Origin of the sequence: Actinomadura luzonensis (genome assembly GCF_022664455.2) — a bacterium.
GTDB classification, from domain to species: Bacteria; Actinomycetota; Actinomycetes; order Streptosporangiales; family Streptosporangiaceae; genus Nonomuraea; species Nonomuraea luzonensis.
In genome coordinates, this window is sequence record NZ_JAKRKC020000002.1 from 1775859 (window position 1) to 1801500 (window position 25642).

The following is a 25642-nucleotide window of genomic DNA, read 5'->3' on the forward strand; positions in this document are numbered from 1 at the left end:
AGAGGAGCGGGGGTCAGATGGAATTGGAGAACGCGGCCGTCGACTCCTCGTCGGCGGCCAGGTGCGAAGTCACCGCCGCCTTGAGCGCGGCGCTTTCCAGCTTCGCCAGGTCCCACAGGGAAATGTCGTTGACGTCGATCAACGAGCTCCCGTCACGCATGCGTACTCCTACCATTTTCGGTCACTCCCCCTACGGAGCGACATGCAGGCATGCTCGCTAATATCGCTATTTAGCATTCTGTGACAAACTGGTTCGCTAATCAACCTCTAGGATGAGGTCCTACGGCGTGTGAGGCGGAGGACCGACGTGGCGGAGAATTCCATGCCATCAAAGGGTGCCCAGATCTGGGAGCGCGTCCCCAAGCGCAATCTCAACTTCACCGGCCGCAAGGAGCTCCTGGCGGCGCTGAGAAAGAGCATCAACACCGTCACCGCGGTCGTCGCGCAGCCACAAGCCCTGCAGGGGCTCGGCGGCGTCGGCAAGACGCAGCTGGCGATCGAGTACGCCTGGCAGTACCGCGCCCATTACGACCTGGTGTTGTGGGTCTCGGCCGACCAGCCCTTGCTCGTCCCCTCCGCGCTGGCCGAGCTGGCCCCCAAGCTGGGCCTGCCGACGGCGACGGGCGTCGGCGTGGAGCAGACCACCCAGGCGGTCCTGCGTACGCTGGAGAGCGGCTCCCCCTACCGGAGCTGGCTGGTGATCTTCGACAACGCCGAGGAGCCCGAGTTCATCAAGGACTTCATCCCGCGCGGTCCCGGCCACGTCATCATCACCTCCCGCAACTCGCGTTGGAGCGACCACGAGCCGACGATCCAGGTGGACGTGTTCCGGCGGGAGGAGAGCGTCGCGTTCCTGCGCCGCCGGCTGTCCGACACGATCGGGGAGCGGGAGGCCGATCGGGTGGCCGACAAGCTCGGCGACCTGCCGATCGCCCTGGAGCAGGCGGCCGCGCTGCTGGCACGTACGCTGATGCCGGTCGAGGACTACCTCGACCTGCTGGAGGAGCAGACGAGCCGGCTGCTCGACCTGGAGAAGGCGCCCACCTACCCGCGCTCCATGACGGCGGCCTGGCGGCTGTCGGTCTCGCAGTTGGAGGAACGCGTGCCGGCGGCGGTGGAGGTGCTGCGCTGCTGCGCGTTCTTCGGCCCCGAGCCGATCCCGCGGGACGTCTTCCGCCGCGGCAACCGGGCGGTCGGCCCCCGCCTGACCCCCATCCTCTCCAACCCCATCGAGCTCACCAACGCCCTGAGCAACCTCGAACGCCTGGCCCTGGTCAAGGTCGAGCCGTCCACCCGTACGTTGCAGGTCCACCGGCTCAACCAGGCGCTGCTGCGCGACGAGACCCCGGAGAAGGACCGCGTCGAGCTGCGTCACGAGGTTCACCTCCTGCTGTCGGGCACCGCGCCCGCCGAGCCTGACGACACCGCCAACTGGCCGAGATATGAGGAGCTGGCGGCCCACCTGGAGCCGTCCGGGCTGATCGACTGCACAGTGCCGTCCGTCCGCAGGTTCGCCCTCGACCTCGTCCGCTACCTGTACGTGCGGGGCAGCTACCGGCAGGCCGAGAGCCTGCTGCACGAGTACATCACCAAATGGACCGAGGTCAGCGGCGCCCACCACAAGGATGTGCTGGCGGCCCGGGTCCACCTCGCCAACGTCTATCTGGGGCTGGCCGCGTACGACAGGGCCGAGGAGCTCGCCGCCGACACCTACCGGCTCATGAGCGAGTCTCTCGGCGCCGAGCACACCGAGACCTTGTGGGCCATGACCGGCTACGCCGGAGCCCTTCGCGGCCGCGGGAACTTCATCAAGGCCCGCGAACTCGACGAGAGCGCCGCCACGATCTACGAGCGGGTACGCGGCGACACCGACCCGTTCACCCTGAGAGCCCGGCACAACCTGGCGCTCGACTACACGCTGACCAGCGACTATCACGAGGCCAGCGACATGCTCCAGGACATCTATCTCAAACAGAGCAGCATGGAGGGCATCGGCAGGCGCCTGCTGCTGCTCACCTGGACCAACCTGAGCCGCGCGGTCCGGCTCGACGGCCAGTTCGAGGTGGCCACCGACCTCGCCGAGGAGGCTCACAGCTACGGCGCGATCAACCTCGGCGACGATCACCCGAGCACGCTGCTGGCCGCCAGGGACCTGGCCATCTGCCTGCGCCGCATGGGCCGGCTGCCCGAGGCCCTGCAGCTCATGCGCGACACCCACATCCGCTCCCGCCGCCTGTACGGCGACGCCCACGCCAACACGATGGCCGCGGCCCTCGGGCTGTCCAACGTGCTGCGTGCCGTGGACGAGCGGGAGGAGGCGCTGGAACTGGTGGAACGGGCGCTACGGCACTATCCGGAGGTGTTCGGCGACGACCACCCGTTCACGCACGCCGCCAAGATGAACCTGGCGCTGCTCACCCGCCTCAACGGCGACCCGGAGGCGGCCCGCGACCTCGACGAGAAGGCCCTGGCGGGCCTCGCCGGCCGGGTCGGCCGCGACCACGACTACACGGTGAGCTGCGCGATCAACCTGCAGAACGACCTGGCCGCGCTCGGCAGGCACGACGACGCCCGCGCCCTCGGCCAGGACAACCTGGAGCGCATCCAGGCCCGCTTCTCCGCCGACCACTACCTCAGCCTCATCTGCGCCGCCAACCTCTGCCTCGACCTCCAGGCCACCGGGGCCGACGAGGAGGCCAGGCGGCTGCGGGCCGAGACGACGCTGCGCTTCGAGTCGGTGATGAGCCGCGAGCACCCGGACGCGCTCGGGCTGCTCGCCGGCGAACGCCTCAACTGCGACTTCGACCCTCCAGCCATCTAGCGCCGGCGGGCCCGGCCGCCCAGGCCCGCCGGTGGCCCTCGGCGATCAGGCGGGCCTGCCGCGCCGCGGCCGCGCTCACCGGCTCCTCGAGCCAGAGCGAGAGCCGGTCGCGCAGCGTGGCGACGAAGCGGATGCCCTCCTCCGTCAGCCCCCCGCTGTCCAGGAGGGTGCCGGTGACCTGGTGGGCGGCCTCGCGCCAGCGGGCGAACTCCACCTCGGCGCGCGCCCCGTGGCCGGCGTCCGACAGGTGCCGCCGCCAGAAGGCCGCGACGCCGGCGTGCGCGTACGCGCCGTGCAGCAGCCCTTCCAGCGGGCGCGGGTCGGGGCGCCACGGGGCGTAGAAGCGGCGCCCGTCGTCCGGCCGGGTGAGCGCGACCAGGTCGCTGAGCGCGTACAGCTTGGCGTGTTGCAGCTCGTGCGTCAGCGTGAGCGCCAGGCCGATCCCGTCGAGGGGGTCGGACAGGGCGATGGCGCCGAAGAGGTCGCGGGCCGAGGCGCTGTGCTGCTCCCGCGCGCCTGCCAGGATCGGCGTGAGCACGGAGACCGCCGTGGTGACCTCGGCGGCCACGGTCCGGTGGCTCGCCCGCAGGACGTCCCATGCCTGGCCGAGGCAGGTGCTCCAGTGGTGCCGCCGCGCCTCCGTCAGGCGGCCGTCCACGTCGTCGCCGGGCCACCGGTACGGGTCGAGGTCGTCGACGGTCATCGCCGCGTGCGGGCCGAAGGGGAGGCGGTGCAGGGCCTGCCAGCCGGGACCGTCCCGGCCGGGGACCACGCGGACGGCGAGCGCTCCCACGCGCACGCCGGCGCCGTCGCCGTCCGGCTCGACGGCGGCCATGACCCGGTCCGGGCCGCCGGGCGGCAGGGTCAGCAGGCCCAGCGACGGCAGCATCAGCCGCCCGCCCGCGGGGACCTCCAGCCGGCAGGCGGCGCCCGCCCGTACGGCGGCCGCCAGCGCGACCGCGGCCAGCCTCCCGGGATCGGCCCGCCCCCGGCAGGCCCGCAGCGCCCACGCCCCGACGGCCGGGTGGCGCAGGCAGCGGCTCACCTCCTCGGGCGCGCCGTCCTCCAGCTCCGCCAGCGTCTCGTAGGCGCGCCGGGCGGCCTCCGACTCCTCGGCCAGCAGCCGCACCAGCAGCCGGTGCTTGCTCGCCTGCGCCGCGCACAGCTCGCCCACGGCCGTCGCGCCGCCGCCGCCCGTGGCCAGGGCGGCGAAGGCGGCGTCGGAGACGCGGTGCGCGGCGGGCGTCATCCCGCTCCTCGTAACCGGGCCACGTCGCGTCCGCAGCGCGCGCCGATGTGACTGATCAGCCGGTACAGGTCGGGGCAGTAGACCGAGGGCTCGGCGAAGCCGGTGGCGGGGCTGTAGCGGTGGGCGTACTGGCCGCCGCCGCAGGCCGAGACGAGGTCGCAGGCGCGGCAGGTGGCGTGCAGGGCCATCTCGCCGAGCTGGCGGGCGACGATGGCGGGGTGCAGCAGGGCGTCGTCCAGGGGGTCGCGCAGCACGTGCAGCGGGGTGCGGGTGGCGCCGTGGAAGGCGCTCTTCAGGCTGTCGGACTGCTCGATGCTGCCGTCGGTCTCGATGACGACCATGCGCACCGGGGACAGTCCCACGTTCTCCGCCCGCGAGTGGCCGCCCATGAGCAGCCGCATGATCTCCCTGAACAGCCGCACGTCGGTCTGCAGCACGGGGCTGTCGTACCAGAGGTCGAAGATCTGGATCAGCCAGTCGGCGTACGGCGTGGCGGGCGAGCCGGGCTCGCGGAACGGCGGCGGCTGCGCCCAGTTGCCGTGCGGCAGCAGGAAGTCGATCGCCGGCGGGTCGAACTCCAGCAGCGCCCGGTACGTGTCCACGGGGTCGTTGCGCACGTCGATCGTGCACAGCAGGCCGCTGAACAGGTGATGGTAGGGCCCCTCGCTGAGCCGTCGCAGCGACTCGCTGACCAGGGCGTGGCTGCCGCGTCCGTCGGCGAAGCGGCGGTGGCGGTCCTGGCCCTCGGCGTCGCCGTCCAGGCTGACCCCGACCCGGATCTCCAGCGACTCGAACAGCCGCAGGTACTCCTCGTCCAGCCGGACGCCGTTGGTCTGGATGTGCGCGTTGACCCGGGTGCCGGTGGCCACGGCTCCCCGTACGCCGCGCACGACGCGCGAGATGAGCGCGGGCCCGGCCAGCAGCGGCTCGCCGCCGTGCAGGATGACGTCGATCTCGCCCAGGTCGTGCCGGGAGGCGTGCTCGGCGATGCGCTCGACCGCGCGGTCGGCGACCGCCTCGGACATCCGGCGTGGCTGCTCCCGCCAGCTCTGGTCGGCCATCTCGTACACGTAGCAGTGGCGGCAGGCCAGGTCGCAGCGGCTGTGGACCTTGAGGATGAACTGCTGGAAGGCCAGCGGCCTCCAGCCCCCCGCCAGCAACGCGTCGACGTCGAGGAGGTCCGGGAACCCGATGGTGCGCGTGGGTTCCGGCTCAGGGCTTTCTGACAACGGCTACCTCTTAGCGTCGTGATGCACCCCGGTCCTATCTTTCACGACCGTGGAGCCGAGTCAAGATTGACGACGCCAAAAGCCGAATTACCTCCGGAAATAAGGCAATTCCCGGAAACGCCGATAAATGTCGTGGATTTATAGGCCTATACGTGTTTACCGCACGCGCGGCCGCACCCGCGGCGGCGGGTCCTCGAAGCGGGGCCGCTGCGGCGCCTCCCCGGTCACCTTGCGCACGATGCCGGCCGCCACCTGGTACAGCTTGACGTTCTTGTCCTGGGAGACGTGCCGGAGCATCTCGAACGCCTGCTGCGAGGTGCACCGACGCTGCGCCATGACGATGCCGAGCGCCTGGTCGATGACCGCCCGCGTGTTCAGCGCCTCCTTGAGCTGCGCGGCCACCTCCTTCATCCGGGCCGCGTCCAGCGCCGCGCGGAACAGCAGGCCGATGTGCTCGGCCGTCACCCGCGCGGTCACCCGGGTCGCCTCCGCGAAGCCGCCGCCCTCGCGCGAGTAGAGCGTCAGCACGCCCAGCATCAGGCCCTCCGACTTCAGCGGCTCGGAGTGCAGGCTCTTCAGGCCGGACTCGGCGGTGAAGCGCTGCCAGCGGGCGTCGGAGACCGCGTCGCCCGACGTCACGGGCTCGCCGGTGCCGAGCGCGTCGAGGGACGGGCCCTGCCCGGTGATCGACTGCAGCTCGTCCAGCAGCTCCGCGCGGGCGTGGGAGCAGGCGACCGTGCGCAGGCCGTCCTCGCCGCAGAGTGCGATGCTCACCATGGGGGCGTCGGGCATGGACCGGGTCGCGATGGAGACGCAGTCCGCGAGCGCCCGTTCGAACTCCTCGATGTCCGTGGGGACACTAGGCCGGTTCAACGAAGATCCCTCGCCCTCGGTTGTCCGGACCGTCCGTCAGGTAAGCCTGCCCTGCTGGGAGGCCCCTACGCTACCCTCTCAGGACACCCTTGAGGAGACATATGCGTCGATCTCGGCCAGGTAGGAGTCCTTCAGGCGCCGGGGGAGCCAGGTCACCTCGAACGCGTTGCGCTCCAGCCCCGCCAGCTCCTCCTCGTTGAGCTGCAGGGCCTCGTGCAGGGCGATCAGGTTCTCCTGTACGTAGCCGGCGAAGTAGGCCGGATCGTCGGAGTTGACCGTCACCCGCACGCCCAGGTCCATCAGCTTGCGGATGCCCTCGGCCTTCAGCGAGCCGGTGACGTAGCCGTTCGAGATCGGGCTGCAGGTGAGCCCCATGCCGCGCTCCCGTACCAGCTCGACCAGCCGCTGGTCCTCCAGGATGTTGACGCCGTGGTCGATGCGGTCGACGCCGATGTCCTCGATCGCCTGGCGGATGTGCTCGGCCGCGTCGTCCTGGTCCACGTCGCAGTGCATGGTCAGCAGGTAGCCCTCCGCGCGGGCGCGGGCGTACACCTCGGCGAACTTGAGCGGCGGGTTGCCCTGCTCGTCGGAGTCCAGGCCGACGCCCGCGATCCACTCCTTGTACGGCAACGACTCCAGCAGCGTCGCCATCGCGTACTCGGGCTGGAAGTCGCGCAGGAAGCACATGATGAGCTGCGCGCGCACCCCGAGCCGCGCCTCGGCGTCCAGCAGCGCCCGCCGCAGCCCCCGGATCACCACGTCGAACGGCACCCCGCGCCCGGTGTGCGCCTGGGGATCGAAGAAGATCTCCGCGTAGCGCACGTTCTGCGCCGCCGCCTTGCGCAGGTAGGCCATGGCCAGGTCGTAGAAGTCGGGCTCGGTGCGCAGCACCCGCATGCCCTCGTAGTAGACGGTGAGGAAGGACGGCAGGCTGTCGAACGAGTACGCCGCCCGCATCTCCTCCACCGACCGGTACGGCAGCTCCAGCCCGTTGCGGGCGGCCAGCTCGAACTTGAGCTCGGGCTCCAAGGTGCCCTCGATGTGCAGGTGCAGCTCGCACTTGGGCAGCCCGGCGATGAAGTCCTCCATCGACCCAGCGTAGAAGACTCAGGCCAGAAGACCCAGGCCAGCAGACCCAGGCTAGAAGACCAGGGCGAGCCCCGCCGCGAACAGCACCCCGTAGGCCAGCTGCAGCTTGCCCGTCTGCTGCAGCACGCCGATCAGCGCGGGCCCGACCGCCTTGCCCAGCACCGCCCGGATCGGCGTGATCGCCAGCGGCGCCGCCAGCAGCACCAGCGCCGCCCACGGCGTGATCGGCACCATCGCCAGCGCCACCGCGAACGGCACCACCTGGCAGGCCACGTACAACGCCCGGGTGCGCTCCGGCCCCAGCACGACCGCCAGCGTGCGCTTGCCCGCCTGCCCGTCGGTGCCGACGTCGCGCAGGTTGTTGACCACCAGCATGGAGCACGACAGCAGGCCCACCGGGATCGAGGCGATCAGCGCCGCCCAGCTCAGCGACTCGGTCTGCACGTACGCCGTGCCCACCACCGGCACCACGCCGAAGAACACGAACACGGCCAGCTCGCCCAGCCCCCGGTAGCCGTACGGGCGCTTGCCGCCGGTGTAGAACCAGGCGGCGGCGATGCAGGCCGCGCCGACCAGCAGGATCCACCACGCCCGCGTCACCAGGACCAGCACCAGGCCGAGCACCGCGGCGACCGCGAAGCAGCCCAGCGCGGCCGTCAGCACCGCACGCGGGCTCGCCGCGCGCGAGCCGACCAGCCGCATCGGGCCGACCCGCTCGTCGTCGGTGCCGCGGATGCCGTCGCTGTAGTCGTTGGCGTAGTTGACGCCGATCTGCAGGGCGAGCGCCACGAACAGCGCCAGGACCGCCCGCCACCACACGAAAGAGCCTTCACCGATCGCCACGCCCGTGCCCACCATGACGGGGACGACGGCGTTGGGCAGCGTGCGCGGGCGCGCGCCGGCGATCCACTGGCCGGGGGTTGCCATGTCCTTCCTTAACTGATGTCCGTAGTGAGCCTGACCATGCGGATCGGGCGGCCCATGTCGAGGACGCGCTCGGCCATGTCCTCGCCCCAGCCGGCCGACTCCAGGAAGCCGAGCACCGCGTGGTTGTCGGCGAAGACCCACGTCACGATCTGCCGGAAGCCGTCCTCGCGCAGGTAGTCGACCGTGGCGTTGAGCAGGCGGCTGCCGTGGCCGCGGCGCACGAAGTCGGGGTCGACGAGCAGCGTCAGCATCTCGGCCGTCACGCTGGGGTCGAGGTCGGGGTCCTCGGCGGGGGCGTGCGAGGCCAGGCCGACCACGCGCTCGCCGCCGCGCGGCGTCACGAGCGCGGCGCTGCCGCCCGCGCCGAGCGCCGGGAAGCCCTCGGTGTCGAGGATGGTCTCCACCGCCACCAGCACCCGGTGCATGGGGCTGGGGGGCGCGACGATCGCCTCGTCCCACTGGCGCAGCCACATCTTCTCGGCCGCGGGGCCGGTCATCTGCTCAAGCGGCCCCTCCGGGAGGAAGTCCCGGTAGCCGTAGCGCCAGGCGCGGATCTGACAATTCGCAACCTGGAGCACATCCTCGCGCCGGGCCGCCCGGACGCCTACGTCTGCCATCTCGGCCCGCTCCTTCGCCTGCCGTTCATGCCACAAGGCACGAGTTACACCGTATCGGTGTTTGAGGCTTGGAGACGACGCGAACCCCGCTTCCTCGCCCGGTAAGCCCGTGTCTTGGTGCGGTTTCCGCATACCCGCATCGAACACCACGACCGGGAACGGTTTCTGGACGAGTCGATGAACGCCCATTGACACGTTCCCTCCGCGCACACCTTCAGCCGCTCCCACGTGGCGCCGAGGGTCGCGGCGGCGATCCTGGCCAGCCCGCCCGCGACGCCGTCAGCGGCCGGCACCAGCTCGGGCGCGCCGTCCCGGCCCACGCCGACCCGCAGCGGGAGGGCGGGCAGCGCGAAGGCGGGCAGGGCGGCCGGCTCGCGCCGCAGCGCCGCCCTGATGCCCTCGCGGAGGGCGTGCGCGGTGTGCAGGTCGTCGTCGGTGGCGCGGTCGCGCGCACCGGCCAGGCCGCGCTCGCGCAGCCAGACGGCCAGCTCGGCCGGGGAGGACAGCTCGTCGGTGTCGGACTCGACGTCGTAGGTGTTCACGAAGTCTCGGACGAGCTCCGCGGGGAACGACATGACCACCACTCTACTGGCCGATCATGGTCTCCATGATCGCAGGGGACGTCCGCCCGCGTCACCCGACGTCGTGGAACGCCCGAGCCAGGCGGCGCACCCCCTCGTCCAGCTCGGCCAGGTGCGCGGCGGCGACGTGCGTCAGCCGCAGGCGCGGCCCCGGCGGCTCGGACGGGTAGTACATCCGGCCCGGGCTCACCAGGACGCCGTTGCGCCTGGCGGCCTCCACCAGCGCGTCCTCGTCCAGCTCGGCGGGCAGCCGGAGCCACAGGTGCATGCCGCCGGCGGGCAGCAGGTGCGGTTCGGCCCCGCCGGGCAGCCGGGCGGCGAGCGCGGCGGCCAGGGCGTGCCGGCGGGCGCGCAGCTCGGCGTGCACGGCCGCCAGATGCCGTTGCCAGGCCGGGGACCCGACCAGCTCCAGCGCGGTCTCCTGGAGCGGCCTGGCCACGAAGAACGACTCCACGAGCTGGCCCGCCCGCAGCCGGTGCGCGGCCGGACCGCGGGCGATCACCGCCGCCACCCGCATGCTGGGAGAGAGGATCTTGGTCAGGGACCGGACGTGCACCACCGTGCCGTGCTCGTCCATCGAGGCGAGCGTCGGCGGCGGCTGCTCGGTGAGGTAGTGGGCGTAGTCGTCCTCGATCACGAACGCGCCCGCCGCCCGCGCCACCTCCAGCACCTGCCGGCGGCGGTCGAGGGGAAGGGTGGCGCCGGTGGGGTTGTGCAGGGTGGGCTGGCAGAAGAAGACGCGGGCGCCGGTCACCGCGAACGCCTCGGCCAGCAGCTCGGGGCGCACGCCGTCCCGGTCCATGGGCACGGCGGTCGCGCGCAGCCCGGCCGCCTTCGCCGCGGCCAGCGCGCCCGGGTACGTCGGCGTCTCCACCAGGACCGGCGTCCCCGGGGCGGCGAGCGCCCGGAAGGCGTGCGTGAGCGCCGCCTGGCCGCCGCTGACGATCAGCGCGTCGTTCGCGGTCACGTCGCCGCCCGTCTGGCCGGCGAACCAGCGCCGCAGCTCGGGCAGGCCGGTGAGAGGCGGCTTGCCCCACGCCCCGGGCCGGCGCGCCGCGCGCGCCGCGGCCGCCGCGAGCTGCCGGTCGGGCCGCAGCCCCGGATGCAGGTAACCCCCGGTCAGCGGGACGACGCCGTCGGCCGCCTCGGCCAGCAGCGCCGCGACCGGGCCCTCGTCCACCACGCGGTCACCGAGCGCCACCGTCTGCCAGGACAGGTCCGCGGCCTCCCGGCCGCCGCTCGCGCTGCGGTGCTGGGTCACGAAGGCGCCGGCGCCCGGCCTGGTCACCACCTTGCCCTCGGCGGCGAGCCGGCCGATGGCGCGCGAGACGGTGACGGGGGAGACGTTGTGCCGGCGCATGATCTCGCGACTGGACGGGAGGCGGGCGCCCGGGCCCAGGCGGGCGGCCTCTTCGCGCAGTATCGCGGCGATATGGGCGATACTGCTATCGTTGGTCATGAAGGACCATGATAGCGCTATCGTCGCGGACGGAGTAGCGGTCCCACCCGCCCCTACCGAGCGGGCGACTCCGGTCGCGCGGCCGACCCGCACCGCCGGGTCGCCCTTCTCCACAGCTCGACCGGCGAGAACGGCCGCAGGGGCACAAGGCACCTTCCTCGCCTTCCTCGGCGTCCTGGCCTTCTCCGGCTCCTTCCCCGGCACCGTCTACGCCATGGAGGGCTTCAACCCCTGGCTGGTGGCCATCGGCCGGGCCGCCGTCGCCGGGCTGCTCGCCGTCCTGTGCCTGCGCGCCGCCGGCCGCCCCCTCCTCCCGCCCCGCCGCCTCTGGCGCCCCTACGCTCTGATCTCCCTCGGCGTCGTGTTCGGCTTCCCGGTCTTCAGCGGCCTGGCCCTGGCCCTGGGCTCCAGTACGTCCCACGCCGCCGTGATCACGGCCCTGCTCCCGGCGACCACGGCCGCGTGCGCCGTCCTGCGCGCCGGGGAGCGCCCCCGTCCCCTCTTCTGGGCGGCCTGCCTGGCGGGCGCCGCCGCCATCACCACCTTCACCTTCCTCCAGCAGGGCGACACGCAGGCCGCCGCCTGGCCCGACCTGCTCCTGCTCGCCGCCCTCCTCTCGGCCGCGATCGGCTACACCGAAGGAGGCCGCCTGGCCCGCGACACGCCCGGCTGGCAGGTGATCTCGCACGCCCTCGTCCTGTCGCTGCCGGTCACCCTCCCCGTCGCGGCCGTGCTGGCGGTGCTCACCCCCGTCACTCCGTCCGTGCCGGCTCTCGCGGGCTTCGCCTACGTCGCGGTGATCTCCATGTTCCTGGGCTTCTTCCCGTGGTACGCGGGACTCGCCAAGGGCGGCATCGCCCGCGCCGGCCAGACCCAGCTCACCCAGCCCATCCTGACGCTGGTGTGGGCCTGGTTCCTCATGGGCGAACGATTCGGCCCGGTCACGGTCGCCGCCGCGCTCGCGGTTCTCGTCTGCGTGGCCATCACGCAGCGTGCCCGTACTTGAAAGCCGTGACGCCGCCCCGCAGGATTGAGGGAGGAGGTGTCACAAACTATGGCGGACCTCACGATCCCGGAGGGCGGCTTCTGGCCCGCGCCGGAAATCCCGCAGCCCAACATCTATCCCATGGAGTGGCGCGTCGAGACGGAGAAACTCGCCGCGATCTACGAGAAGTCCAAGCGCATGCTCTGGAACCCGGCCGACCTGCCCTGGGACGGCCTCAAGCCGGAGGACTTCACCCGCGAGCAGCGCCTGGGCATCATGTACTGGTTCGCCGTCCTGGCCAACTTCGACGCCTCGGGCCCGGCCGTCTTCGCCCGCGCCACCATCCAGGCGTTCGAGAAGCACGAGGAGGACCCGGTCCGCAAGTGCTTCTTCTCCATCACCCGCGACGAGATGAACCACGAGGAGTGCTGCCAGCGCACCATCGCCAAGCTCTGGCCCGGCGGCCCCCTTAACTGGACCCCGTCCGACGACCTCGAACGCGCCGCCCACAACAACATCGGCTGGCTCTACCACAACGGCGGTCGCTACTGGAACGGCTACAACGCCGCCGTCGGCAAGTACACGCTGCCGGTCCTGTTCACCAGCTTCATGATGGGCGAGATGGCCGCCTCGACACTGTTCCGCGGCATGTCGTCCGGCACGCAGCATCCGGTCTTCAGCGAGATGTTCCAGCGCATCGGCCGCGACGAGTCCCGCCACCTGCAGATCTGCATGACCATCCTCGACAACGAATGGCCCGGCCTCACCGACGACACCCGCAGCCTCATCACCCGCCAGCTCAGGGCCGGCTTCGTCTTCCTCAGCATGATCCTCTGGGAGCCGCCCGAGGGCTTCTGGGAACTGCCGCCGTACTTCCTCGCCAACCACCGTGTCCTCATGGACCACGCCAGGGAGGCGGGCCTCGGCGTGCTGTCGTACGAGGAGCAGGCGGAGAACTGGCGGGTCGCCATGGCCCGCGTGCGCGCCATCGTCGAACGCTGGGGCATCGCCTTCCCGGCCATTCCCGAGCTGGACCTGGAAGGCGTCGAAGTCGACATCATCGACCCAGAAGACATCATCCCGGTGTTCTGAGCGGGGTGCGGTGATCGAGGTGGGTGTGTCGGTCGTGGCGCTGACCTGCAAAGAGACAACAGGATGCGTCTCTGGGCGTATCAGTGCGTCTCACGACGTCTCAAGATCATGACGCACGGCTGACGCACGCCCACGAAAGCGCCCCGCCACCCGATGGAGCGGCGGGGCGTCGTGCGTCACGTCGGTCAGTCTTCGTCGTCGGGCGGCTCAGGCCCGACGAACGACCCGAGGTTCGGCCGCGTGTAGATCAAGCCGCGATCACGGAGCCCCGCCACAGCCTTCCGCGCGGTGATCTTCGCAACCCCGAACTCCTCGATGATCTGCCGCTCCGTGATCATCCGACCCGGCTGGTACTCGCCCGTGGTGATGCGCCGGCGGATGACCCGGACGATCTGCTCCCAACGCGGGAGATCATCACGCCAGTTGATCATGACGTGTGAGCGTAAGCGCTCACACCCGTCCCCCCGTACGCAGAAGGCCGCATGAGTAGGCGTAGGTGCCTATAGACCGCACTGACCCGGCTCGGTTACCGTAGGTACCCGCTCGACCGTCGCCTGCGACTAGCCCTCGCCGCGACGGTCGGGCACACCCTCCTGCGAACGATCCACCACGAAGGTGCCCCGCGCCTTGACCGTGATCAGCAGACCCTCGTCGCGAAGGATCCCCACAGCCCGCCGGACCGTGTCCCGCCCGAGCTCGTGCATCTGCATCAACCGCTGCTCTGTCGGGATCGGCCGGTTCGGCGGCAGTTCCCCGCTCTTGATCTGCGCCCGCAGCAGATCGGCCAGTTGCTGGTACAGCGGCTCCGGCCCCTCGTGGTCGATCGTCATGGCCACGGACGCTAAATGTCCGCCAACGTGGCCCATCACTCGCCCCTGTTGGCGAACGTAGTCGAACGTTTGCCAACGTTTGGTCTAGTCTCGAAAGAAAAGGGCGGCCCCGGCCTCAGTGCGCGAACACCGAGGGGTTCCGGGGCCTGATCGGACTCTGGAGGTCCGACTATGGAGAATCCTACGAGCGACACCCAGCCGCAGGCACCTGCTTGGCTCCTCCGCTACGACCCGCCCTGGGCGGACGACCTCGGCCACCACGCGACGCTCTCCGACGAGCTGCCCGCCGACGCCATCGCCTACGGCTGCACGCAGACCGTCCACGGGACCACTGAGCTGGAGATGCGCCAGGAGGCCGTGCGCAACCGCATCCGGGTGCAGGCATGGGAAGCCCGAAGGGCTCTCGCCGAGCTCCTGATCGGCCGGCCGGACGACCAGAGCCAGCCCGCGGCCGACGACGCCTAACGCGTCCCGCAAACCATTCAGGACCACCCGCCCGGCGCCAACCGAGCGGGGGCCCTTCCCAGCTCAAGACACCTAACGTCACTAGGAGTCCCGAACCATGCATGACCTTATGACGACGCCCAAGATCGCGCCAGAACCCTCGGACGAAGATCTCACTGCGGGCATGACGCCGGCCGAGGTCCTCTCCGGGCCGGGGCTCACCGCGTTGCGCCGCCGATGGCGGTCCGCGAACGGACGCGACCCGGAGACCGGTCATCCCATCGCCTCCGACGCGCCGCTGGACCAGTCGGCCGGGCCCGATCCGCAGGACCTCGACAACACCCGGAAGGAGCCGAAGGCGCGGCGGATCAACGCCTGGCGTGAGCGGCGCCGCGCCGGCCGTGCCGCGGCGCGGGCCGCTCGCCGCGCGCCCCGGCTGCGGACCACGGACCGGTCCGGCTGGGCGGTCCTGGGTGTCATCGCCCTCGCTCTCCTCGTGCTCGCCATCGTCGGCGTCGGCCTCTACACCGGGCTTGGCGCGTTGCGCGACACCGCGCTCGCCGCGCACATCGAGCCGAGCGCGGCCCGCCTGTGGTGGATCGGCATCGACGGGCTGATCGTGGTGGCCATCGTGGCAGCGATGATCCTGCGGCACGACCCGGCCGCCCGCCGGTACGCGCTCGGCATCGTCGCCCTCTTCACCGCCGCGTCCGGCCTGCTTCAGTTCCTGCACGGGCTGGGCTGGACCGCCCAGGCGGGGCGGTCCGGAGGGCTCGGATCGCTGCCGTGGCAGGTGGTCGCGGTCATCGCGGTCCTGGTGATCGGGACGATCTTCTGCGGGACGCACCTGTTCGTCTACACGCTGCGCCACCTGTTCCCGTCCGCCATGGGTGACCAGCCCCAACACCCTGCCGCCGGTGCTGCGCCGACCCGCCCGGAGGAAGCCGAACCCGGCTCTGTCGATTCGGGCAGCGGGGACGGGCCGGACGAAAGCGACCGGTCCGAGGAGCCTGCGCTCGACCCGGAGGCCGACCGCGAGGTCCGGAAGTGGTTCGCCGCCATCGCCGTCCACATGATCCTCGACGCGGGCGGGAAGCCCGTCCGGTCAAAGATCGCCCGATCGTTCGGGATCGCCGATCGGCAGGCGGGCTACGTCATCGCCGACGTGATCGCCGACCGCGAGGAGGCGGCCGAGCGACAGGCTCAGGAGGACGCCGCCCGCGCCGCCGGCCTCTCGGCTCCGGACCGCGTTGCCGCGGTGAACGGATCGGGGGTCGGCGCGTGATCCGCGCAATGCGCGTGCTGGGCACCGCCGTCCACGCTGTGGTGCTGCTGCTCGGCGCGGCCGACGCGCTCATCACGGCGTGCCTCGGCGTCCCCCCGGTCTTCCCCGCCGTGCGGCGCTGCTTCGTCGGCCTGGCCGTCGAGGTGCGCGACCGGATGGACGGAGTGGCCGCCGCCGACATCGTCGACGACTCCGGCCGGAAGGTGTGGTTGTGATGACGACCCGCAACATCACCGAACTGTCCAGCGTCGAGTTCACCGGCTCGCTCGGCGAGGCGTTCAAGAAGTACGGCGAGGAGCTGACCGCGCTCGCCGACCGGTGGAGCACCGAACTGGACATCGCCGCGGTGGACGCCGAGGCCGCCATGTCGGCAATGAAGGGCCACATGCTGCTGTTCGGGCTGGACACGCGGATCAGGGCGCGCCGGGTGGCCAAGCGGCTGCAGCGCGCCCGCGAGCTCGCCCTTGCGCTCGGCACGCGGGGCGAGGAGTTCCCCCGCAGCTACCGCAAGCACTTCCGGGCTTCGTAGGGGGGCCGAACTCATGGGTACAGGGCAGGCCCGACTCGACGAAATCGCGAAGATCGAGTTTCACGGCCGGGTGGCCGAACAGATCACGGCGTACACGGTGGCCACGCAGCGGCTCGCGCACGACCTGGCGCGCGAGCTGGACGCGGCCACCGCCGCCGCCGAATCGGCGATGGACCAACTCAAAGGCCACCCGCTGCTGATGGGCATCGACGTCCGGCTGCGCGCCTGGTGGGTCGCCCGCCAGCTGGCCGAGGCGCGCGAACTCGCACAAGGCATCTCCGCCGAGGCCGTCAAGTTCAACCTGCAGTTCCGGCGGGAGTTCCTCGACGCCATGCAGAAGAAGCGGCCGGAGCAACGCAAGGACTACAAGGGGAAGGTCGATCTGTGATGCGCAAGACGGCACCGTCCGTGCAGCTCGTCCAGGACGCCTCGCTGGAACGCCTGGTCGTGTCCGTCGTGTCCAAGGTGGGCGTACTGATCCCGCCGTGGATCCTGGTCGCCGTCATCACCGGCGGCGCCGCTCTGTCCAACCTGCTGTGGGGCGAGCTGCCGGCGGTGGCCTGGGCCGCAGTCGGCTGCACCCTCGGCACGGTGGCGCTGACCGCGCTCACCTGGGTCATCACCCACCAGCGGCGCATGCTGGGCCGCCTGCACGCCACCCTCACCACCGCGGCGGCCAGCACGTGGTTCACCACCGCCACCATCACCGGCCTGGGCACGCCCGTCACGTACGGGTCGCTGTTCTTCGGCGGCGCCACCCTGGCCATCTCGTGGAACCTGCGCACCGTGATCCGCATGGCGGCCGGGGACGACGTCGACGCCGGCGGCGGGGACGCGCTCGCCCGCCTGTTCAACAAGGCGCGCGACCAGGCCGGGCTGAAGGGCGCCAAGCTGCGTGCGATCGAGGCCACCGACCACAAGGTGAAGGGGCAGGTGCAGCTCCCGCCCGGCGAGAAGACGGCCGACGACGCCATCAAGGCGACCGACCGCATCGAGTCGGGCATGCAGCTCCCGCTTGGCAGCGTCACCGTTGCGCGCGACGACGACCGGGCGGACCGGGCGTTCCTGACCGTGTCGGACCCGCGGGCAATCCGCAAGCCCGTACCGTGGCCGGGCCCGTCCGCGCCGGGCAAGTCCATCAATCTGCCGCTGCGGATCGCCCTCTACCAGGACGGCGACCACGTCAGATTCCGGTTCGTCGGCTTCCACCTGCAGGTGATGGGCGCGACCGGGTCCGGCAAGAGCATCGGCGGCGCCTGGAACATGTGCGCCGAGATCATGACCAGGCACGACGCGGCCATCTTCTCCATCGACATCTCCAAGGACGACCAGACGATGGGGCCGCTCCGCGAAGGTCTGCACCGCTTCGAGACCAGCAAGGCCGGCGCGGTCGACCTGATCCGCTCCATGCACGCCGCCATCCCCGAGCGCACGAAGTGGCTGGCCGCCCGCGGCTTCACCGACTGGGAGGAGGGGTGCGGCCTCACCTACTGGTACCTGCACATCGAGGAGATCGCCAAGCTGGTCAACGAACTGTCCGCCGAGGACGAGGAGCGCCTGGGCGAGATCCTGAAGGAGATCCGCTCCGCCGGCGGGAGCGTCATCCTGTCGCTGCAGCGTGCCGACTACACGCAGATCCCTACGATCTTCAGGTCGCAGATGGCGAAGATGTGCTTCGGGTTGAAGGACCCCGACGACGTCAAGTTCGGCGTGTCCGCCCGGCAACGCAAGGCCGACGTCGCCCCGCACGAATGGGAGGACCACTACCCCGGGATGGCGCTGCTGGACGCGCGCGGCATCCCGACCACGCATTACGCGATGCCGATGCGCACCTACTCGTGGGGCAGCAACAGCCAGGAGGCGCGCACCGCGATGGCCGCGCACGCCGCCGCTTACCCGGCCGCCGCGAAGAAGGTCGACTCGTTCACGGCGTCGCTGGCCCGGATCGTGTCCGGCCCGGCCCCCGCGCCCGTCCCGGCCGGGACGGAGCACGATGACGGCGAGCAGTTCGCGGCCGACTTCGCCGAGCTGCTCGCCGACGCCGCCCAGCTCATCATCGCCAGCCAGCACGCCACCCCGGCCATGCTGCAGCGCAAGCTCCGCATCGCCTGGGAGGACTGCCTGCGCCTGCTCGAAGCCCTTCAGCGGAAGGGCGTGGTCGGCCCGGCCGGGCAGGACAGCGACGCCCGGCCCGTGCTGGTCGCCGCTGACGACGCCGGCGCGCGCGAGCTGGTTGAGCAGCTGCGCCAAGACGGCGACCCGGTCGCGGCCGTGCTGGCTCGCACGGACGACCCCGAACCGACCATGACGGCCGGGCCGGACGACGTCGTCCAGGAGCCGACCGAGGAGGAGGCGTCCGCCCTGCACGCTGACGGGCCTGAGAAGAAGATGGACCCGGCCGACGCCCGCGCGATGGTGTACGCGTGGCTGCGCCGCCGCTGCGAGGCCGGCAACCCGTCGTTCACCGCCACCGATGATGAGCTGACCGCTGTGCGCCGACGGACCGGGCTCGGCCGCGCATGGGCGTACAAGGTGCTCGACGACCTGGCCGCGCGCGGCGTCCTTCAGGTGTCCAAGGCGGGCAGCTCGAAGACGTTCACGATCGTCGATCTCGGCCCGCTGGATCGCAACGAATGACCGCCCCACCTGCCCGTGACAGTCGTGGTTGTCACGGGCAGGGGTTGGGGTCGGGAGCTACAGGTCAAAGCGTCGTGACAGCCGTGACGGCGGCCCCGTGACATGCCGTGACGCAGTGGTGTGACAACCCCGTGACAAGATCATCGGCGGTTGGTGGTTGCCTCCCACGCGCAGCCGTGCGCGCGAGCGGCGCCCGGGACGCTTCCCCACGCCCGGGCGCCGCGTCGCGAACGCTACCCCCGAATCCCGGCCCCTACGCCAAGCTGGACCACCATCGCATCAGCCACCACCGCATCCGGCGCCGGCCGCACCGTCCCCACCACACGCCAGCCCCACCGCCGATACATGCCGTGCGCCGGCGTGTCCGGCCGGGACAGCAGCGTCGCCCACGGCTCCGTCCGGCCGTCGAGCAGCTCGCCCAGGAGCCGCTTGCCGACACCCAGGCCGCGATGCTCGGGCAGGAGGTCAAGCTCGATCACGGCGAACTTCGGCGCGTCGAGGACTTCGCTCGGCGGCTCCGTCGTCTCGCCGCCCCACCACCGGCCGGCCTCCATCGTCATCCCGAACGCGAACCCCGCCGGCCGCCCGTCGAGCTCGGAGGCGACCAGCTCGAACCCTGGCCGCTCGACCTGCGCCGCGGTGCGCTCGACGAACCGCTCCCGCGAGTAGAGCGGGCCGGCGTTGTACGGCGGCTCCGTCCGGATCGCCAGGTAGATGTCCACGTACGGGTCCGACAGGACCGCGCGGGCGCTCGCGCCGGTCATGTGGTGGAACACGAACCCCACATCAGGTCCTCTCACCCGGGGGCAGCTGCAGGTACTCCTTGTACTCAACAGCAGGCGGCCGGGCCCGATCAACAGCAGGCACCGACTCCAGCACCGCGCCCGCCACGTACCGGATGTACCGCGTCCGGCCATCAACCGGCAGCCCGCCGAGAGCCGCCTGGGCCATGCTGATCCCCTCGGCAACGTCGCCACGCCGCACCGCGGTGATCGCGCGATGCATCTGCACCTGTGCGACCTGCCGGGCCAGCGCCGCCGGCCGCGGCTGCGCGCTCGGGTACGCCTGCACCGCCTCCTCCTGCGCGCCGTCGGCACCCAGGTCGTTCAGCAGCGTGAGGACGAGCGACCTGGTGTGCAGTAGACGAGCCTCGGGCCAACCGAACACCGACAGCTCGTCCCTGACAACCTCGTCTGGCAGCTGCTCCGCGATGCGCGCCTGCTCGGCGAGCGCGGCCAGAGCGCTGGCGCGGTCGCCGCTCATGGCCGCGATGTGCGCCTGGGCGCCGTAGGCGCTGGCAGTCCCGCGGCACGGACGTCCCTGCGCCGCCGTCAGGGCGGCGTCGATGCGGGTCTGGATGAGCGGCAGGGGCCGCTGCTCGTAGAGCGCCTGGATCGCCTCGACCGCGTTGACGGCGGCCAGCAGGTCGCCCTCGTCGGCGCGGGCGGCGGAGCGGCGGGCGGACGCCCACCAGCGGCGGCTCTCGCGCTCGTTGCCGGCGTTGCCGAGGGCGTAGGCGAGAAGCATGGTCATGCGGGCGTTGACGCGCTCCCAGCCGCGGGCCTCGGCGGCGGGTGCGGCCATGGCGAGGCGTTGGACGGCGAGCAGGTCCTGAGAGAGGTCGGCGATGATGTCGGTGCGGGAGCGCACGGTGAGGGCGTACTCCCAGGCAAGCTCTTCCCATTCGGCGAGCTGGCTGGTGCCGACTCTGGCGTCCACGAGGTTTCTGAGGCTGTCGAGGCCGCCGAGGAGGTCGGTTGCTGGTCCTACGGTTCCGAGTGCTACGAGCCCGCTGAGGAGCTGCCGGCGTATGGCGTCCATGTCCCCGTCGCTGACTGAAATGGCCGATGTGACGCTGCAGGTGCGCAACTCGGTCAATTCTGACAAGTAGGCATGCAGCTTCGTCAACCGGCCATTGGCGTCCAATATGCTGTCGATCTTGCTGACGGCATCCCGTGGCGGCCGGTGCTGACCACGTTCCCATTTCCCCAAATGCGAAAAATCGGTCGGAATAGCAGCCGCGAGCGGCCTTAGAGTCATTCCGGCCTTTTCGCGCTCAAGGCGCATGATCGCCCCGAACAAGCCCCACACGGATGCGTCTGACGACGATGGTATGCCCACGTGTGTCCTCGCAATCCGTGGCGTCTGTGGCGTGCTGCTTCACGCCACGCCGCCACTCTGGCGGCGCCTCTCCGCTGCTGCCCACTATGGCATCACCACGCGTTACCACTCCGTCGCATTTAAACGCTTCGAGCGCGGTGATCGGTAGTCCCATAAACCACAGGAGGCGGCAATGATCGGTAGCGATGTATATATCCTTCTGAACGCCGCCGATCACAATGTCCGCCGCTTCATGGCCCAGGCCGCGGCGCTGCAGGACTGGACGGACCGCCAGCTCTCCGTGCTGCGCAACACCTACCCCACGTGGGGCATCGAGCTGGCCAGAGACGGCGCCGGCTACGTCTGGTGGACCGCACGCCTGCGCCAGCTGGTCACGGTCGAGATGGTCGCCGCCGGCATCCGGCAGTACGTCTACGCTGCCGACGCCATCGCCCTGGCCGCGACGCTCGCCGAGCAGACCTCGCTCGTCTCCTGGTGGCAGGCACGCAGCGGCCACCTCTAGATCTCCCCGAAGCCCACCGTGGACGCTCCAGGTCAGCGGTGGGCCGAGGGGGTCCAACCCCGGGAGTCGCAACCCCCTGTGGCTCCCGGGCCCCCGAGAGCAGGCGCGCCGGTGGTCCAGGCCCCTACCCTCCAGGTCCCGCCGGCGCGCCACCCGAAAGCGAACATGACCGAACACCACCGCTGGGAACCCTACATCCCAGCCAGGACTCGCCTACGCGTCATCGAGGCGTCGTGCTGCGAAGCGTTCATCCTCGCCTACGAAGAGGGCGACTTCTTCGTCTGGCGCCATGCCGCCGCAGGCCGATTCGAGCAGACCGCCCGCGGCCCCTACAGGCTCGCGTTCCTCGCCTGGATGGCACTGATCACCACCCACCCCAAGCACAACCGGGAGGTGACACCCGAACACCTCGCGACCGCACCGCAAGCATGACCTGATGGGAGCACCATGAACATCACGACGGACGGCCCCGACCGCGCCGACGTCCTCCCCTCCGACCTGATCGACGACGACCTGTTCGCTCAGCTCACCGACCGCATCGCCCGCGACCACGACCAGCCGCACGAGTACGCCGGCCGCATCCTGGAGCAGACACTGCTGTTCCTGTACGCCTGCGCCCGCAACCCGGGCGCCGGCCGCACCCCATCGCCCGAGGTGGACCTCGGGTGGCACGCGTTCATCCTCGACACCCACCACTACGGCGAGTTCTGCCAGCGCATCGCCGGCCGCTTCATCCATCATCGACCCGAGGAGCCCAACGGCAAGGCGGCCTTCGCCGCTCGGCTCGGCGACACCATGCAGGCCATGCGCGCCCTGGGCCTGGCCGTGGACGCCGAGCTGTGGCTGACGCCCGCCGAGTGCAGCCAGTGCTACCAGGGCTGCGTCGATGACCCCGCCCCGATCGGAGGAACCCAATGACAGCCCGCCCCGCACGCCCCACCTGGGAGGACCTGCCCGATGGCGTGACCCGCCTCGTACAGAGGGAGATCGGCAACGTGATCAAGGCCGAGACCGTAGGCGGCGGCATCATGCCCGGCCTCGCAGCCCGCCTCGACGTAGAGGACGGCCCGCCCGTGTTCCTCAAGGCCATCGACCGCGGCAGCCCGGCAGCGGGGCTGCATCTGCGGGAGCGGTGGGCCGGCCGCAGCCTGCCGGGTGACACGCCCGCCCCGCGCCTCATCTGGTTCGGCACGGTCGCGCAGTGGCACGTCATGGCGATGGAGTGGATCGACCACGCCCGCCACGCCGATCTGACCCCGGGGTCGCCGGACGTACTGCCGGTGATCGACACGATCGCCACGCTCGGCGCGGTCCTGACGCCGTGCCCGTCCGGGGCGATGCCGATCTCCGAGAACGTCGGCCCGCTCCTGGCCAAGGGCAGGCACCTGCTCGCCAAGCCCGAGGACCTGCCGGACCGCGACCGGTTCGAGGCCGCGCTCGACCGGCTCGACCCGAACACGCTGCGCGGCAACACGCTCGTGCACTACGACCTCAGCTCGACCAACATGCTGGTCACCGCCGAGGGCGAGGTGCGGGTGGTGGACTGGTCGTTCGCCGCTCGCGGAGCGGCCTGGCTCGACGCCGCGATGATCGCGCCTCGCCTGGTCCAGGCAGGCCACAGCCCGGAGGCCGCGGACCTGCTGCTGTCCACGCTGCCGAACTGGCACGCCGCACCCCGAACCGCGCTCGTGGGGCTCGCCGCCGGGTGGACCCTGTTCCGGCTCTACAAGGCCCGGTACGGTCCGGAGGAGGTGCGTGAAGCCCGGGCGGAGGCGGCTGAGGCTGGCCGCGCGTGGATGGAGTATCAGCTCGACAAGGGCTGATCGCAGAGACGTGCCCGGCGGCGTGCCCCCGTGACGGCGCCGGGCACCCGGCCTGTCTCATACCGGGACGTACCGAGGATGTCGGGGCGGTCGGCCGCGCGGCCGTCGAGGATGGCGGCATGGACGACGAGAGCGGGCACTGCCCGGACCCGGAGCTGGCCGAGGTGTGGGACGGGATGGCGCCGGAGGAGCGGCTACATCTGCTGCTGGTGGCAGGTCAGGACCCGCCGGCCGAGCTGACCGACACGGTGAGATGCCTGTACGACCAGCACCGTCCGGGGTAGCTCCTCCCGGGGCATGCGAAAAGGGCCCCCGCCCTCCCAAGGAGAGCGGGGGCCGTCCCAAGCTCACGCTACGCCGCAGCGCATCGCAAGGGCTACAGTCCAGCCAGGTCCCTCCCAGCATGCACGCCCTTCTCCGCAGCTCCTGCCGGAGCCGACGTCTGCCGGATGAACACGCCCGTGGCCATCGTCACGAACAGCATCAGCGCCGCTGTCTGTTTGTCGGTCGCGTGCCAGCCGAACACCATGGCCAGGTTGATCAGCGCCTGGCCGGCGCCCAGGATCGCACCCTTGATCGAGCCGCCGTTGTCGACCGCCTTCGTGCGAAGGGCGACCCACACGCCGAAGAGCGCGGCGATCGCAGCGTTGACGATCGCAACCGTCTCGTCGTTCCACGGCAGGAAGAACGCCGCGGCGAGTTGCACGGCGCCGGATGCGAGGCCGTACCAGAGCGCCGGCTCGCCGGTGAGCTCGTTGGTGGTGGACATGTGCCCCTCCTTCTGGGAGCGACCGCTCTCAACTGAGGGCGGAAAACAGGAACCCGCCGCGGTGTGCGGCGGGTGAGGGGTGGCCCGTGCCGTCCCAAGCATCAGGTACAACCGGACCAAGTCATCGATCACGTCACGCGCAAGAGCGCGGGCCAGGTGTTCGGCCCGACCCAGCCGTCCACACCGAGGCCCTCAGCGCGCTGGAACTCGCGCACCAGCTCGACGAGTTCGGGATCCATGGCGGTGCGGTTCAGCCACGCCTCCAGCCCCGCGTCGCTGTAGAGCGCCTGCGGAACGCGGCCTCGGGCGAACAGACAGCCCCTGATCGTCTTCACGTCGTAGCTGTCGGCCTTGGGGCCGACCGTGGGCAGGTCCTTCACCAGCTTCTCCGTCCACGAGTCCTCGACTGGCGTGCCGCCGCGCACCAGCTCCATGAAGTACGGCCACGGGAATCCGGTGCCGGGGTCGCTGTGGTCGGTCTGGCCGAACGCCCTGGACACGTCCACGTGACCGCAGATGCCGCGCGCGCCCGCCTTCACCTGGGTTACCGTCAGCTTCTTCAGCGGCACCTCCCAGCGGGCCGCGATCTGCCTCACCAGCGCCGCTGCGCGACGCAGCATCGCCTCGTGCTCGTCGTCTCCCCAGCGGGCGCTTGGCCCCTTCTGTGGGTCGCACAGCTCCACACCGATGCTGCCGGTGTTCGGCGGCGCGTGGAAGGCCACCACTGTCTCCTTCACGCAGGCCACCGTCTCGCCCGGGTCAACGATGTAGTGCGCGCTCCCGCCCGCCGAGCTCGACTGGAAGTAGCGGGCCACGTTCCGCGCGCCGCCGACCTCGCAGGGCGAGACGGTGGCGTGGATCACGATCCTCTTCACCCCGGTCTGGGTGCCGCCGTGCTTGGCGGCCTGGACGAACTTCACGACGACCTCCTGCTCCGGCGGTTGCGCCGCCACGTCTGCACGATCACGATCAGCCGCCACGCCAGCACCACCGGCACCAACGCGAACGCGGCCAGGCGGACAGCGAGAAACCAGTCACCTTCCGGCACCGCCAGCCGGACCGCCCACAGCGTGAGCGAAAGAGCGAGGACGGCCTCGAAACTGAATGCATGCCGCCCGGCCGGCGTACGCCACCAGCGCGCCAGCATCTGGTGCGCCACCACTGCCGCGAGGGCCAGCAACGCGGAGATCGTGATGAGGATGCTGCCTACGGCCTGGGCCAGGTCAGCCACGGCCACCACCCCCGAACGCCTCCTCGAACAACGCGGCGAATCCGTTCTCCTCGCGCAATCTGCGCAAGCGCTCGGCGAGTGAGTATCGGCGGCGGGCTCGTTCCTCTGCCCTGCTCATGTCATGCTCGGACTGTCGCTGTGAGGCCTCGACAAGGGCGCGCGCTTCGTCGAGGTCTGGCAGGTCCTCGCGCTCGTCGGTCATGAGCCCGCCCCGATCTGGCGTGCGCGGATCTCCTGGAGCAGCGCAGCGGCGATCTGGGCGCCTTCGTTGCTGGCCGCGAGTGCGGCGCCGCGCTCGGTGGCGTACGCCTTGCGGGTGAGCTCGTGCGCCTGACACTCGCTGATGTAGAGCTGCCGCCATTCGTCGGCGTCGGCGCTGGCCTCGGCCACGCGGGCGTCACGGTCCGCGCGGACGTCGTCGAGCGTCGCGCGAGGCACGAGGTGCCCGCGGAACACCATCCACAGCACGCCGAGCAGGACACCTAACGCCCCGAGCTGGACGATGGGGAGTTGGGCCCATTCCACGTACCGCCGCCTTCCTTGATGTCC

General features: G+C 71.1%; 32 protein-coding genes. 14 read left to right on the forward strand and 18 right to left on the reverse strand.

The features are described 5' to 3' along the window. Nucleotides 1-13 precede the first annotated feature (13 nt). A complete protein-coding gene (locus MF672_RS38565; RefSeq protein ID WP_242382002.1) occupies nucleotides 14-160 on the reverse strand; it encodes an FxSxx-COOH-like cyclophane-containing RiPP peptide in 147 nt (48 codons plus the stop codon). 162 nt (nucleotides 161-322) lie between these two features. Here MF672_RS38565 and fxsT point away from each other — a divergent pair, with 162 nt between their 5' ends. Continuing rightward, nucleotides 323-2821 carry an FxSxx-COOH system tetratricopeptide repeat protein gene (fxsT, locus tag MF672_RS38570; RefSeq protein ID WP_242382001.1) on the forward strand — a complete coding sequence of 833 codons (2499 nt, stop codon included), beginning with the start codon at nucleotides 323-325 and terminating at the stop codon, nucleotides 2819-2821. Here the strand turns inward: fxsT and MF672_RS38575 are convergent. From MF672_RS38575 to MF672_RS38610, 8 genes are all read right to left on the reverse strand, one after another. Beyond that, nucleotides 2790-4070 (reverse strand): HEXXH motif domain-containing protein, encoded by a 1281-nt coding sequence (locus tag MF672_RS38575; RefSeq protein ID WP_247815648.1) that lies wholly within the window; start codon nucleotides 4068-4070, stop codon nucleotides 2790-2792. The two genes, fxsT and MF672_RS38575, sit on opposite strands and share 32 nt — an antisense overlap. Then, nucleotides 4067-5299: an FxsB family cyclophane-forming radical SAM/SPASM peptide maturase gene (locus MF672_RS38580; RefSeq protein ID WP_308210612.1), complete on the reverse strand. Its 1233-nt coding sequence runs from the start codon at nucleotides 5297-5299 to the stop codon at nucleotides 4067-4069. The genes MF672_RS38575 and MF672_RS38580 overlap by 4 nt, the downstream gene beginning before the upstream one ends. A gap of 156 nt (nucleotides 5300-5455) precedes the next feature. After that, nucleotides 5456-6172: a GAF and ANTAR domain-containing protein gene (locus MF672_RS38585; RefSeq protein WP_242375184.1), complete on the reverse strand. Its 717-nt coding sequence runs from the start codon at nucleotides 6170-6172 to the stop codon at nucleotides 5456-5458. A 78-nt stretch (nucleotides 6173-6250) separates the two neighbouring features. Further along, a complete protein-coding gene (gene add / locus MF672_RS38590; RefSeq protein WP_242375185.1) occupies nucleotides 6251-7261 on the reverse strand; it encodes an adenosine deaminase in 1011 nt (336 codons plus the stop codon). 51 nt (nucleotides 7262-7312) lie between these two features. Next, nucleotides 7313-8188, reverse strand: a complete 876-nt coding sequence (locus MF672_RS38595) for a 1,4-dihydroxy-2-naphthoate polyprenyltransferase (protein ID WP_242375186.1) — start codon at nucleotides 8186-8188, stop codon at nucleotides 7313-7315. An 8-nt stretch (nucleotides 8189-8196) separates the two neighbouring features. Further along, complete coding sequence (locus MF672_RS38600) at nucleotides 8197-8805, reverse strand: GNAT family N-acetyltransferase (protein ID WP_242375187.1); 609 nt, start codon at nucleotides 8803-8805, stop codon at nucleotides 8197-8199. 44 nt (nucleotides 8806-8849) lie between these two features. After that, on the reverse strand, nucleotides 8850-9380 hold the full coding sequence (locus tag MF672_RS38605) for a CGNR zinc finger domain-containing protein (RefSeq protein WP_242375188.1): 531 nt from the start codon (nucleotides 9378-9380) through the stop codon (nucleotides 8850-8852). 58 nt (nucleotides 9381-9438) lie between these two features. Next, nucleotides 9439-10845, reverse strand: a complete 1407-nt coding sequence (locus MF672_RS38610) for an aminotransferase-like domain-containing protein (protein WP_242375189.1) — start codon at nucleotides 10843-10845, stop codon at nucleotides 9439-9441. On the opposite strand from MF672_RS38610, the gene MF672_RS38615 reads away from it, so the two are divergent. Both MF672_RS38615 and MF672_RS38620 read left to right on the forward strand, forming a co-directional pair. Continuing rightward, nucleotides 10844-11851, forward strand: coding sequence for a DMT family transporter (locus tag MF672_RS38615; RefSeq protein ID WP_242375190.1), 1008 nt, complete (start codon nucleotides 10844-10846; stop codon nucleotides 11849-11851). The two genes, MF672_RS38610 and MF672_RS38615, sit on opposite strands and share 2 nt — an antisense overlap. Nucleotides 11852-11899: 48 nt before the next feature. Then, nucleotides 11900-12922 carry a hypothetical protein gene (locus tag MF672_RS38620; RefSeq protein WP_242375191.1) on the forward strand — a complete coding sequence of 341 codons (1023 nt, stop codon included), beginning with the start codon at nucleotides 11900-11902 and terminating at the stop codon, nucleotides 12920-12922. A gap of 185 nt (nucleotides 12923-13107) precedes the next feature. Here MF672_RS38620 and MF672_RS38625 read toward each other — a convergent pair whose 3' ends face one another. Then, complete coding sequence (locus MF672_RS38625; RefSeq protein WP_242375192.1) at nucleotides 13108-13353, reverse strand: winged helix-turn-helix domain-containing protein; 246 nt, start codon at nucleotides 13351-13353, stop codon at nucleotides 13108-13110. Between the two features lie 129 nt (nucleotides 13354-13482). Continuing rightward, nucleotides 13483-13752, reverse strand: a complete 270-nt coding sequence (locus tag MF672_RS38630) for a GntR family transcriptional regulator (RefSeq protein ID WP_242375193.1) — start codon at nucleotides 13750-13752, stop codon at nucleotides 13483-13485. Nucleotides 13753-13923: 171 nt separating this feature from the next. On the opposite strand from MF672_RS38630, the gene MF672_RS38635 reads away from it, so the two are divergent. From MF672_RS38635 to MF672_RS38660, 6 genes are all read left to right on the forward strand, one after another. Beyond that, entirely contained in the window at nucleotides 13924-14217 is a 294-nt protein-coding gene (locus tag MF672_RS38635; protein WP_242375194.1) for a hypothetical protein, read from the forward strand. 109 nt (nucleotides 14218-14326) lie between these two features. After that, nucleotides 14327-15481, forward strand: coding sequence for a hypothetical protein (locus MF672_RS38640; RefSeq protein ID WP_242375195.1), 1155 nt, complete (start codon nucleotides 14327-14329; stop codon nucleotides 15479-15481). Beyond that, entirely contained in the window at nucleotides 15478-15696 is a 219-nt protein-coding gene (locus MF672_RS38645; protein WP_242375196.1) for a hypothetical protein, read from the forward strand. The genes MF672_RS38640 and MF672_RS38645 overlap by 4 nt, the downstream gene beginning before the upstream one ends. Beyond that, nucleotides 15696-16010 carry a hypothetical protein gene (locus MF672_RS38650; protein ID WP_242375197.1) on the forward strand — a complete coding sequence of 105 codons (315 nt, stop codon included), beginning with the start codon at nucleotides 15696-15698 and terminating at the stop codon, nucleotides 16008-16010. The genes MF672_RS38645 and MF672_RS38650 overlap by 1 nt, the downstream gene beginning before the upstream one ends. 13 nt (nucleotides 16011-16023) lie before the next feature. Then, nucleotides 16024-16398 carry a hypothetical protein gene (locus MF672_RS38655; protein WP_242375198.1) on the forward strand — a complete coding sequence of 125 codons (375 nt, stop codon included), beginning with the start codon at nucleotides 16024-16026 and terminating at the stop codon, nucleotides 16396-16398. After that, the gene (locus MF672_RS38660; protein WP_242375199.1) at nucleotides 16398-18647 is read left to right on the forward strand and encodes a DNA translocase FtsK; all 2250 of its coding nucleotides are present in this window, start codon (nucleotides 16398-16400) and stop codon (nucleotides 18645-18647) included. The genes MF672_RS38655 and MF672_RS38660 overlap by 1 nt, the downstream gene beginning before the upstream one ends. Nucleotides 18648-18880: 233 nt before the next feature. Here MF672_RS38660 and MF672_RS38665 read toward each other — a convergent pair whose 3' ends face one another. Together MF672_RS38665 and MF672_RS38670 are read right to left on the reverse strand one after the other, a co-directional pair. Then, complete coding sequence (locus tag MF672_RS38665; RefSeq protein WP_242375200.1) at nucleotides 18881-19432, reverse strand: GNAT family N-acetyltransferase; 552 nt, start codon at nucleotides 19430-19432, stop codon at nucleotides 18881-18883. A gap of 1 nt (nucleotide 19433) precedes the next feature. Then, entirely contained in the window at nucleotides 19434-20768 is a 1335-nt protein-coding gene (locus MF672_RS38670; RefSeq protein ID WP_242375201.1) for a helix-turn-helix domain-containing protein, read from the reverse strand. Nucleotides 20769-20940: 172 nt separating this feature from the next. Between MF672_RS38670 and MF672_RS38675 the strand changes: the two genes are divergently transcribed. The 5 genes from MF672_RS38675 (at nucleotide 20941) to MF672_RS38695 (ending at nucleotide 23377) form a co-directional block, all read left to right on the forward strand. Beyond that, on the forward strand, nucleotides 20941-21270 hold the full coding sequence (locus MF672_RS38675) for a hypothetical protein (RefSeq protein WP_242375202.1): 330 nt from the start codon (nucleotides 20941-20943) through the stop codon (nucleotides 21268-21270). A 165-nt stretch (nucleotides 21271-21435) separates the two neighbouring features. Then, complete coding sequence (locus MF672_RS38680; protein WP_242375203.1) at nucleotides 21436-21702, forward strand: hypothetical protein; 267 nt, start codon at nucleotides 21436-21438, stop codon at nucleotides 21700-21702. A 15-nt stretch (nucleotides 21703-21717) separates the two neighbouring features. Continuing rightward, nucleotides 21718-22188 (forward strand): glycine-rich domain-containing protein, encoded by a 471-nt coding sequence (locus MF672_RS38685; protein ID WP_242375204.1) that lies wholly within the window; start codon nucleotides 21718-21720, stop codon nucleotides 22186-22188. Between the two features lie 44 nt (nucleotides 22189-22232). Then, on the forward strand, nucleotides 22233-23093 hold the full coding sequence (locus MF672_RS38690; RefSeq protein WP_242375205.1) for a phosphotransferase family protein: 861 nt from the start codon (nucleotides 22233-22235) through the stop codon (nucleotides 23091-23093). Nucleotides 23094-23212: 119 nt separating this feature from the next. Beyond that, nucleotides 23213-23377, forward strand: a complete 165-nt coding sequence (locus MF672_RS38695; RefSeq protein ID WP_242375206.1) for a hypothetical protein — start codon at nucleotides 23213-23215, stop codon at nucleotides 23375-23377. Nucleotides 23378-23469: 92 nt separating this feature from the next. Here MF672_RS38695 and MF672_RS38700 read toward each other — a convergent pair whose 3' ends face one another. The 5 genes from MF672_RS38700 to MF672_RS38720 form a co-directional block, all read right to left on the reverse strand. Next, nucleotides 23470-23862, reverse strand: coding sequence for a hypothetical protein (locus tag MF672_RS38700; RefSeq protein ID WP_242375207.1), 393 nt, complete (start codon nucleotides 23860-23862; stop codon nucleotides 23470-23472). Between the two features lie 128 nt (nucleotides 23863-23990). Further along, a complete protein-coding gene (locus tag MF672_RS38705) occupies nucleotides 23991-24782 on the reverse strand; it encodes an N-acetylmuramoyl-L-alanine amidase (RefSeq protein ID WP_247815649.1) in 792 nt (263 codons plus the stop codon). Further along, a complete protein-coding gene (locus tag MF672_RS38710; RefSeq protein ID WP_242375209.1) occupies nucleotides 24779-25093 on the reverse strand; it encodes a putative phage holin in 315 nt (104 codons plus the stop codon). Before MF672_RS38710 ends, MF672_RS38705 begins: the two co-directional genes overlap by 4 nt. After that, entirely contained in the window at nucleotides 25086-25295 is a 210-nt protein-coding gene (locus MF672_RS38715) for a DUF7620 family protein (protein WP_242375210.1), read from the reverse strand. The genes MF672_RS38710 and MF672_RS38715 overlap by 8 nt, the downstream gene beginning before the upstream one ends. Beyond that, complete coding sequence (locus MF672_RS38720) at nucleotides 25292-25618, reverse strand: hypothetical protein (protein WP_242375211.1); 327 nt, start codon at nucleotides 25616-25618, stop codon at nucleotides 25292-25294. Before MF672_RS38720 ends, MF672_RS38715 begins: the two co-directional genes overlap by 4 nt. Nucleotides 25619-25642: the final 24 nt, after the last annotated feature.

Bases quoted from the DNA above. Each gene is read 5' to 3' on its own strand.
- fxsT (WP_242382001.1), top strand. From the start codon at position 323: ATGCCATCAAAGGGTGCCCAGATCTGGGAGCGCGTCCCCAAGCGCAAT.
- MF672_RS38630 (WP_242375193.1), bottom strand. From the start codon at position 13,752: ATGACGATCGACCACGAGGGGCCGGAGCCGCTGTACCAGCAACTGGCC.
- MF672_RS38600 (WP_242375187.1), bottom strand. From the start codon at position 8,805: ATGGCAGACGTAGGCGTCCGGGCGGCCCGGCGCGAGGATGTGCTCCAG.
- MF672_RS38625 (WP_242375192.1), bottom strand. From the start codon at position 13,353: ATGATCAACTGGCGTGATGATCTCCCGCGTTGGGAGCAGATCGTCCGG.
- MF672_RS38615 (WP_242375190.1), top strand. From the start codon at position 10,844: ATGAAGGACCATGATAGCGCTATCGTCGCGGACGGAGTAGCGGTCCCA.
- MF672_RS38650 (WP_242375197.1), top strand. From the start codon at position 15,696: ATGACGACCCGCAACATCACCGAACTGTCCAGCGTCGAGTTCACCGGC.
- MF672_RS38685 (WP_242375204.1), top strand. From the start codon at position 21,718: ATGAACATCACGACGGACGGCCCCGACCGCGCCGACGTCCTCCCCTCC.
- MF672_RS38680 (WP_242375203.1), top strand. From the start codon at position 21,436: ATGACCGAACACCACCGCTGGGAACCCTACATCCCAGCCAGGACTCGC.
- add (WP_242375185.1), bottom strand. From the start codon at position 7,261: ATGGAGGACTTCATCGCCGGGCTGCCCAAGTGCGAGCTGCACCTGCAC.
- MF672_RS38575 (WP_247815648.1), bottom strand. From the start codon at position 4,070: ATGACGCCCGCCGCGCACCGCGTCTCCGACGCCGCCTTCGCCGCCCTG.
- MF672_RS38640 (WP_242375195.1), top strand. From the start codon at position 14,327: ATGACGACGCCCAAGATCGCGCCAGAACCCTCGGACGAAGATCTCACT.
- MF672_RS38610 (WP_242375189.1), bottom strand. From the start codon at position 10,845: ATGACCAACGATAGCAGTATCGCCCATATCGCCGCGATACTGCGCGAA.
- MF672_RS38700 (WP_242375207.1), bottom strand. From the start codon at position 23,862: ATGTCCACCACCAACGAGCTCACCGGCGAGCCGGCGCTCTGGTACGGC.
- MF672_RS38660 (WP_242375199.1), top strand. From the start codon at position 16,398: ATGCGCAAGACGGCACCGTCCGTGCAGCTCGTCCAGGACGCCTCGCTG.
- MF672_RS38565 (WP_242382002.1), bottom strand. From the start codon at position 160: ATGCGTGACGGGAGCTCGTTGATCGACGTCAACGACATTTCCCTGTGG.
- MF672_RS38595 (WP_242375186.1), bottom strand. From the start codon at position 8,188: ATGGCAACCCCCGGCCAGTGGATCGCCGGCGCGCGCCCGCGCACGCTG.
- MF672_RS38605 (WP_242375188.1), bottom strand. From the start codon at position 9,380: ATGTCGTTCCCCGCGGAGCTCGTCCGAGACTTCGTGAACACCTACGAC.
- MF672_RS38715 (WP_242375210.1), bottom strand. From the start codon at position 25,295: ATGACCGACGAGCGCGAGGACCTGCCAGACCTCGACGAAGCGCGCGCC.
- MF672_RS38675 (WP_242375202.1), top strand. From the start codon at position 20,941: ATGATCGGTAGCGATGTATATATCCTTCTGAACGCCGCCGATCACAAT.
- MF672_RS38620 (WP_242375191.1), top strand. From the start codon at position 11,900: ATGGCGGACCTCACGATCCCGGAGGGCGGCTTCTGGCCCGCGCCGGAA.
- MF672_RS38695 (WP_242375206.1), top strand. From the start codon at position 23,213: ATGGACGACGAGAGCGGGCACTGCCCGGACCCGGAGCTGGCCGAGGTG.
- MF672_RS38635 (WP_242375194.1), top strand. From the start codon at position 13,924: ATGGAGAATCCTACGAGCGACACCCAGCCGCAGGCACCTGCTTGGCTC.
- MF672_RS38655 (WP_242375198.1), top strand. From the start codon at position 16,024: ATGGGTACAGGGCAGGCCCGACTCGACGAAATCGCGAAGATCGAGTTT.